This window comes from Azospirillum largimobile (genome assembly GCF_977007025.2).
The window spans coordinates 669,657-677,500 of the sequence record NZ_CDRMUA020000002.1 but is presented as its reverse complement, the minus strand read 5'-3'; the positions used below and the strand labels follow the sequence as shown (position 1 = coordinate 677,500).

Annotated in this window: 6 protein-coding genes (1 of these 6 only partly in view); all 6 read right to left on the bottom strand. The window is 68.3% G+C overall.

Going from position 1 to position 7,844, the window contains the following annotated elements:
• Positions 1-879, bottom strand: partial view of an NAD(+) synthase gene (gene nadE / locus ACWPKK_RS16320; protein ID WP_452006071.1) — the 5' portion only. Its footprint begins 126 nt before the window's first position; only the first 879 of its 1,005 coding nucleotides appear in the window; its start codon is at positions 877-879; its stop codon lies off the left edge, out of view.
• A gap of 56 nt (positions 880-935) precedes the next feature.
• A complete protein-coding gene (gene asnB, locus ACWPKK_RS16315; protein ID WP_452006069.1) occupies positions 936-2,990 on the bottom strand; it encodes an asparagine synthase (glutamine-hydrolyzing) in 2,055 nt (684 codons plus the stop codon).
• 115 nt (positions 2,991-3,105) lie between these two features.
• Positions 3,106-4,764, bottom strand: a complete 1,659-nt coding sequence (locus tag ACWPKK_RS16310) for a class I adenylate-forming enzyme family protein (RefSeq protein WP_452006672.1) — start codon at positions 4,762-4,764, stop codon at positions 3,106-3,108.
• Positions 4,765-4,873: 109 nt separating this feature from the next.
• The gene (locus ACWPKK_RS16305; RefSeq protein WP_014188245.1) at positions 4,874-5,167 is read right to left on the bottom strand and encodes an acyl carrier protein; all 294 of its coding nucleotides are present in this window, start codon (positions 5,165-5,167) and stop codon (positions 4,874-4,876) included.
• A gap of 331 nt (positions 5,168-5,498) precedes the next feature.
• Positions 5,499-6,431 carry a polysaccharide deacetylase family protein gene (locus tag ACWPKK_RS16300; RefSeq protein WP_324871018.1) on the bottom strand — a complete coding sequence of 311 codons (933 nt, stop codon included), beginning with the start codon at positions 6,429-6,431 and terminating at the stop codon, positions 5,499-5,501.
• Positions 6,432-6,517: 86 nt separating this feature from the next.
• Entirely contained in the window at positions 6,518-7,687 is a 1,170-nt protein-coding gene (locus ACWPKK_RS16295; RefSeq protein WP_452006066.1) for a glycosyltransferase family 4 protein, read from the bottom strand.
• Between the last annotated feature and the right edge of the window lie 157 nt (positions 7,688-7,844).

Sequence of the window (7,844 nt, the reverse complement as noted above, 5' to 3'; positions counted from 1 at the left end):
GGCCGCCGCCGCTTCCTCTTCCGTGGCGCCGCGGCCATAGGCGCAGAGCGCCAGGTCGAGCTTGTCGTAGGGCAGGGCGTAGTAGAACTCCTCCTGCGACTGCGGCAGGGTGTAGGTGTCGGTGCTGGGCGACTGGGCCTGGATTTCCGCCGGCAGGCCGAGATAGGCCGCCATCTGGTAGACCTGGGACTTGTAGAGGTGGGCGATCGGCTTCAGGTCGGCCAGACCGTCGCCGCCGCGCACGAAGAAGCCCAGTTCATACTCCAGCCGGTTCGGCGTGCCGAGCACGGCGTAGTTCAGGCGGTCGGCGTGGGTGTATTCGACCGTCTTGCGGATGCGCTGCTTCAGGTTGGTGGCGGCGACGACATCGAGATAGACGTCCACCGGCATGCGGCTGGTCTGGCGCTCCCCCTCCGGCGATTCGACGGTCAGGGTGAAGTAGTTGACACGGTCGGCGTCCAGCAGGTTGCCGGCCAGACCGATCTTCTGCTTCCAGCCCGGCCCGAATTCCGGGAACAGCCGGCGGATGGCGTTGTCGCGCCGCTCGTAGCAGCCGAGAGCCTCCAGCGGACCTGTGATGTTCTCCATCACCGGGGTGACGCCGAGATGCTCGCAGAGCAGGGTGCCGAGGCGGGTGCTCTTCGGCGAATTCTCCTTCTCCGGCATCAGGATGCACAGCACGCGCTCCGGCCCGAGGGCGCGGACGGCGAGCGTGGCGCAGACCGAGCTGTCGATCCCGCCGGACACGCCGAGCACGATGCCCTGGCGGCGCAGATCCTGGGCGACGATGCGTTGGATGGCGTCTTCGATCTCGCGCGCCGCGGCCGCGCAATCCAGATCGAGGGCCTTGGAGTCGAACGAGGAAAGGGCGTTCAGCATGGTCACGGTTCCCGATGGGGGTTGATGCATCGTCGGTCAAAAGTGTATCGCGGCGGTCAGGCCGCGGTGGGCTGGGGCGTGGCGGTCCGGGCGTTGCCGGCCAAGTCATCCAACGTCTGATCCTCCAGCACATGAATTTCGGCACGGTCCAGGGCGGCCCGCTGGTCGCGGATGCGCTGGGGAAGCTCGTCGTGGACGTAATGGGCCAGCAATTGCAGGGTCAGGGTGCCGACCAGCGCCATCTCCTCCCGCTCGCCGGCCATGCGGCCGTTCTGGCGGTGAGCCTTGTCGGCCAAAGCGGAGACGGCGTCGGCATCGGTCAGGCCGTAGCGGGCGAGCGCCTCCGGCGACAGCAGGTCGCGCACATAGTCCGGGGCGCCGTCGCCGAACAGGGCGGTGGTCATCGGCGCGCGGTAGGGGCGCTTCGGCCGCTGGAAGATCTCGGCCGGCAGGTGACGGGCGGCCAGCCGGCGCAGGGCCAGCTTGTCACGCAGCCCCAGCATCTTCACCCGGTCCGGCAGGGCGGCGCAGAGGTCGTCCACCGCCGGGTCGAGGAAGGGATAGCGGACCTCGATGCTGTTGGCCATGGCGACGCGGTCGCCCTGGGCCGACAGCAGGTAGGGGGTCATGAAGGAGGATATCTCCGCCCACTGGCTGCGGGCGAGCGGCGACCAGCGCGACCAGCCGTCCGGCAGATGGGCCGCCACATGCGCCTCGAAGGCGGCATCGTCGGCCGCAGCCTGGACGTCGGCGGACAGCAGGCGTTGCGACCAGGCGGTGTTCCGCCAGCGGGTGCGGTGGGCGTAGAAGGTCTCCTCCGTATCCATCATCCCGCGCTTGAAGAAGGCCTGCCACAGCGGGCTGTCCTTCTGGCCGTTGACGGCGGCGAAGGGATGGATGCGGCCCAGCAGCTTGGGCCGCGCCTTGCTGCCGGGCTGGCGCGCCCAGAAGCGGCGGACCTTGTCTTCCTTGAAGATGTCGTAGCCGGCCAGCCACTCGTCGGCGCCCTCGCCGGACAGCACCACGCGGATGCCGCTCTCGCGCACCAGACGCGACAGCAGGAAGAGCGGGGCGGGGGCGGTGCGGACCAGCGGCGTCTCGCCGTGGCGGATGACGTCGGGCAGAGCGGCCTGGATGTCCTGCGGGCTGCAGAGGATGTCGTGATGCTCGGTCCCGACATGGCCGGCGACCAGCCGCTGCTGCGGCGTCTCGTCGAAGCCGGCATCGGTGAAGCGGACGCCGAAGCTGTGCATGTGGGTGGTGTCGAGCTTGCGGGCCAGCGCGGCGATCACCGAGCTGTCGAGCCCACCGCTGATGTAGACGCCGACCGGCACGTCGGCGCGCAGACGCAGGCGGATGGCGTCGAGCAGCTTCTCCTCCAGCCGGTCGGCCGCCTCGTCCAGCGACAGGTTGGCGAGGGATGGATCGGTGGCGAAGTCGGGCTGCCAGTAGCGGTCGACATGCAGGGCGAGCGTGGAGTCGATGCGGATGGCGGTGGCCGCCGGCACGCTCTCAACGCCTGCGAACACGCTGCCGTGCGGCGCGGTGCTCCAATGGGTGAAGACCTGGGCGAGGCGGGCGGGGTCGAATGCGGGCGTCACCCGGCCACCGCCGAACAGGGCCTTGGCCTCCGACGCGAAGACCAGATGGTCGCCGCGGCGGGCATAGAACAGCGGCAGGATGCCCAGCCGGTCGCGGACCAGCCACAGCTCGCGCCGCTTGGTGTCCCACAGGCAGATGGCGAACTGGCCGTTCAGCTTGGCCCAGGTGGCGGGGCCGTATTCCTCGAAGGCGTGGACGATCACCTCGGTGTCGGTCCGGGTGTAGAAGCGGTGGCCGCGCGCCTCCAGATCCCGCCGCAGTTCGATGTGGTTGAAGATCTCGCCGTTGAAGCTGATCCAGAGGGTGCGGTCCTCGTTGTGGATCGGCTGGAAACCGCCGGCGAGGCCGACGATGCTGAGCCGCGCATGGGCAAGCCCGATCCGGTCGTCACGATAGAAGCCGTAGCCGTCCGGACCGCGGTGGCCCAGCATGGCGATCATGCGCTTCAGCTCGTCCAGACCGGGCGGTTCGGCACGCGATCCTGCGAGAACTCCGGCGACACCACACATGAGCGTGCTCTCTGTCCTGGGGTGGGTGTTGGTGGTGGTGTTCTGTGTAGGGGAGGTTAGACCCCCACCTAGCCTCCCCCGCTGGGCGGGGGAGGGACTGCCGCTGTTTTCCAGATCAGGGGCTGCCCCCCTCCCCCGCCCAGCTCTCGCACAAAGCTCCGCTTTGTGCTGACGCGGCAGGCGGACCATAGGTCCGCTGAGAGCGGGGGAGGGTTAGGGTGGGGGTCTCTGCCCGCATCTCCTCCACCAGTTCCGCCCGCCGGATCTTGCCGGAGTCGGTCTTCGGCAGGCTGTCGCGGAACTCGATGAATTTCGGCACGAGGTGGCTTTCCAGCCGGCCGCGGCAGTGCTGGCGGATCGCCGCCTCCGACAGGGACGCACCGTCGCGCGGGACGAGGAAGGCCTTGACCGCCAAGCCGTCGGCATCGTCGGGGACTCCGATCACGCAGGCCTCCAGAACGCCGTCCAACTCGTACAGTGCGTTCTCGACTTCCCGCGGGCTGACCTTTTCGCCGCGGCACTTGAACACGTCGTCCTTGCGGCTGACGAAGTAGAGGTGGCCTTCGGCGTCCTGGGTGAAGAGGTCGCCGGTGAACAGCAGCGTCTCGCCCCGGGGACCGCGGCGCAGGCGGCGGGCGGTCTCCTCCGGCCGGTTCCAGTAGCCGCGCATCACGTTGGCGCCGCGCACCACCAGCTCGCCCATCTGGCCGGGGGGAAGGCGGTTGCCCTCCTCGTCGGCGACGAAGGCCTCGCAGTTGGGGATGGCGCGGCCGACGGAGGCCGGCTTCGCGTCGAGTTCGGCGGGGCTTAGCGTGCTGATGCGGGTGCAGCACTCCGTCATGCCGTACATGGAATGGAAGACGGCTTGCGGGAACCGCTCGCGCAGACGGCGGAGATGGGCGGCCGGCAGCGGCGCGGCGGCGTTGGTCAGATAGCGCAGGCAGTCGAGATCGGCGGTCTTCGCCGCATCCAGCCCCAGCAGGGTGGAGAAGACCGTCGGCACGCCGGGCAGGCCGGTGACCCGGTGCTGGACCATGCGCTTCAGCGTTTCCATCGGGAAGGCGAAGGAACGCTCCAGCACCAGGGTAAAGCCGACGCGGATCCCGGTCATAACCTGGGACAGGCCATAGCCGAAGGTCAGCGGCAGGACGCACATGACCACGTCGTCGGGCGTGTTCTCCAGATAGGTCGAGATGGCCCAGCTGGTGTTGACGTAGTTGGCGTGTGTCAGCATCACGCCCTTCGGCCGCCCGGTGGTGCCGGAGGTGTACATGATCGCCGCCAGATCCTGGTCGATCAGACCGGGATCGACCGGCTGGCGGTGCTGGCCCGCCACCGCGTCGGCATAGAGGAGCCCCGCCGCACCGGCCGGAAGGCCGGCGCCGACCCACAGGACGGCCGGCGGCGTTTCCACCGCCTCCAACGCCGGCAGGACCTGCCGGGCCAGCGCCGCCGGTGCGATCAGGACCCGGACGCCGGCATCGGCCAGCAGGTAGGTCAGCTTGTCGGCCTTGGTGGACGGATTGACGGGGACGAAGACGCCGCCGGCCTTGAGGGTGGCGAACAGGCCGGCGACATACTCGATGGAGTTCTCCAGCATCACCGCGACGCGGTCGCCGCGGGCGATCCCCGCCGACTGGAGCGCGCAGGCGACGGCGTCGCTTTCACGATCCAGCTCGGCGAAGCTGCGGCGGGCATCCCCGGCGATCAGCGCGGTGCGGTCGGGATCGCGCCGGGCCGTGTCGGTGAGGAACTGGTGAACCAGATGGGCCATGGTGAGGATGTCCTTTTTGCCTTTGCCCGTCTTCTTGGCCGCGCCCGTCTTGGCCATGTCCGTCTCGGCCATGTCCGCTTTGGCCGCTTCCGCCGTCGTTCCCGCGGGGTCAGGCGGCGTTGCGGAGTTCCTGCTTGCGGCCGACGAAGGCGGCGATGCGGTCCACGGATTCCAGGTTGTCGGCGATCATGTCGTCGTCATCGACGGCGATGCCGAAGCGCTCTTCCAGGAAGGCGACGACGTGCATGATGCCCGTGCTGTCGATGATCCCCGACTCCAGCAGGGATTCGCTGTTGTCGAAGCCGGAGTCCTTGCCGAGCAGGAAGTTCTCCACGATGAACGCGCGGATTTCCGGCAGGGCGGGAGCGGTCAGGGTCGTGTCGGTCAGGGTGGCGGTCCGCATGTCTCTGAAAACTCCTGCTGGGTTCGGTCGACTTGGGTTGCGTCGCAAAAGGGGTTCTGTGGCAAAGAGGGTTCGGTCGAAACCGGGTCCTGGGGCTTCGTAGGGACTGTCCGGGGGCGGGTTCCGGCTGACCCCCTGCGTGCTGTCCTTTCGTCGTTCCGGCCTTCGATTTCGCATCAGCGTGATATGCAATTTTATTGTGACGATCGCGCTGCTTTGCGAGGGATCAAAGGATAGGAGTGCCTTGAAGTCTGTGGTTAGCCACTCTGTTGTCTGGTTATAGGGCTAGATGACGGTGTCCTGACCTTTGGCGTGCGAAAGTAATTGGCGGTCATACGCCTGCAGACTTGGGCTTCGCCATCGGCCCCGACCATCCGGACATGACCTCTCCGGCCTCGGCGCCGCCGGTGCCGCCCTTGCGCTTGCGCAGCCAGGCGGGAATGCCGGTCAGCTGCACGCTGAGCCATTCCACCGTCGCGTCATCGGACACCGGGAACGCCTTCAGCCGCAGGGGATCGGTGGAGGCGTCGTTCCAGCCGGGATCGATGGTGCGCGCGGTCCGGTAGCCGGCGCGGCGGATCTCCTCGACCTCGCGGTCGCTGAAATCGCCGTTGGGGAAGGCGAAGTGGCGGCAGGGCCGGCCCAGAGCCTCCTCCAGCTCGGTGCGGCACAGCGCGATCTCGTCGGCGCAGCGGCCGTCGTCGCATTGCAGGAGGATAGGGTGGGTGCGGGTGTGGGCGCCGTAATCGGCGACGTCCGTCATCCGCGCGATCTCGTCCCAGGTCATCGCCTGGCGGTCGGAGCCGTCGCGGTCGGGGTCGTTGCCGGCCTCCGCCAGCAGGCGGCGGCGTTCGGGATCGGGCACCCGCTTCAGCCGTTCCACCCCGATGCCGTCGGCGGCGGGGGTCTTCCACCAATAGGGGCGGGCGGTGCCGACGATCTGGCTGCAGAGATAGATTGTCGGACGCAGGTCGAATTCGCGGAACACCGGCGCCAGTTCCGTGTTGTTCCGATGACCGTCGTCGAAGGTGATCACCAGCGGATAAGCGGGCAGCTTGTCCCACCGGCCGGTTTCCATCGCGGTCGCCACCGCGTCCAGCGTGGTGAAGCCATAGTGCTTCGAATACCACCGCATATGCTCGCGCAGCACCTCCGGGGTCGGGTCGTGGTAGACGACGATCGTGACCCCGTGGCGCGCCTTCAGGAACCGCTGCATCGCACCGAACCCCGACCAGCGCACCAGATTGGCGATGGCGTTCTTCATGGTGCATACCCTCCTTCTTGTCGATGCCCCCGGTCCGTGCCGGGAGACCCGATCTCCGGGCCGGGGGCAAGGCTGGACACGTCGCTTCAGCCGGTCGTGCTCTTGGAGTGGCCGGTCGGCCCGGAGGCCGGCACCGGCCCCGCCGGGACGGCGGGTGTCGTGCTCAGGCTGCCGCGGGCGTTGCGGCGGTAGATTTCCAGCAGCCGTTCGCGGAACACCACGACGTCGAACTGGCGTTCCCACCGCGCGCGGGCGCCGGCGCCGAGGTTGCGGCGCAGGGTGCGGTCGTCGATCACCCGCGACAGCGTGTCGGCCAGCGCGGCGACGTCGCCCGGCGGCACCAGCAGCCCGGTCTCGCCGTCGGCGATGGCGTCGGGAACGCTGCCGACCGGGGTGGCGACGATGGTCAGACCTTCCGCCATCGCCTCCAGCACCGACATCGGCAGGCCTTCGAACATCGAGGGCTGGACCAGCACATGGGCGTTGGCCAGTTCGCGCCGGCAGCCGGTCTGATCAAGCCAGCCGGTGAAGGTCACGCGGTCGGCGACGCCCAGTTCGGTCGCGAGGCTGCGGTAGGTCTCCAGGTCGCCGTCGCCGGCGATGGTGACCTGCCAGTTGCGGTCGCGGCAGGCGGGGGACGCCAATGCGTTCAGCAGGACGTCGATGCCCTTCAGCTTGATCAGCCGGCCGAGGAACAGCAGGCGCACAGGACCGGAGAAGCCGTCCTCCGCGTCGTCGCGGACGGGGGGCTTCACCGGGCCGGGAACTGCGTTGTGCAGCAGGGTGGTGCGCTGGCGCGCCTCCGGCCCGAAGGCCTCGGCCACCCAGTCGCGCCAGAATTCGCCCAGCACGACGATCTCGCTGGTCATCGCCATCATGCGGCGGATCGCCCAGCGCATGATCGGGCTGGAGTCCTTGAAGTGCTTCGGGAAACGCCCGCCATGCAGGTGCAGGACGACCGGCACGCCGAAGGCGCGGGCCATGGCGATCAGGATGCCCTTGCGCAGGACGCTGCCATATTCCGCCATGTGGATGTGGACGAGATCGGCTTTTCCGGCGACGAAGCAGCCGGCGAGGCGGGCGGTGGCCCGTGCGAAGTAGAGGGGCATCAGGTGGAATTTGCCCGGACCGTAGCTGTCGACCACCTCGAACTTCACATCCGGGCAGTTCTGCCGGAGATCGGTCGTGAAGTTGTCGACCACACGGCCCATTCCGCCTTTCTCCTGGGTACCGCCGGGGGAGACGATGTAAATCATGTCCACTCCTGATCCTTTCCCTGCCCGCCTTTCCTCTTTCGCGTCCCGGCATTTTGCCGTGTGACGTCCGTCCTTCGACGGCTGCGGCGGGCTTGTTTTGTTTTCGGCCTCTATCCCTTTTGCCTGTCGGTCAGGCGCCGGAGAACTGCAAGCTGTG

What these genes read in the sequence shown, in the direction of transcription:
- asnB (WP_452006069.1), bottom strand. Translation starts at nt 2,990, where the DNA reads ATGTGTGGTGTCGCCGGAGTTCTCGCAGGATCGCGTGCCGAACCGCCC.
- ACWPKK_RS16295 (WP_452006066.1), bottom strand. Translation starts at nt 7,687, where the DNA reads ATGATTTACATCGTCTCCCCCGGCGGTACCCAGGAGAAAGGCGGAATG.
- ACWPKK_RS16310 (WP_452006672.1), bottom strand. Translation starts at nt 4,764, where the DNA reads ATGGCCCATCTGGTTCACCAGTTCCTCACCGACACGGCCCGGCGCGAT.
- ACWPKK_RS16300 (WP_324871018.1), bottom strand. Translation starts at nt 6,431, where the DNA reads ATGAAGAACGCCATCGCCAATCTGGTGCGCTGGTCGGGGTTCGGTGCG.
- ACWPKK_RS16305 (WP_014188245.1), bottom strand. Translation starts at nt 5,167, where the DNA reads ATGCGGACCGCCACCCTGACCGACACGACCCTGACCGCTCCCGCCCTG.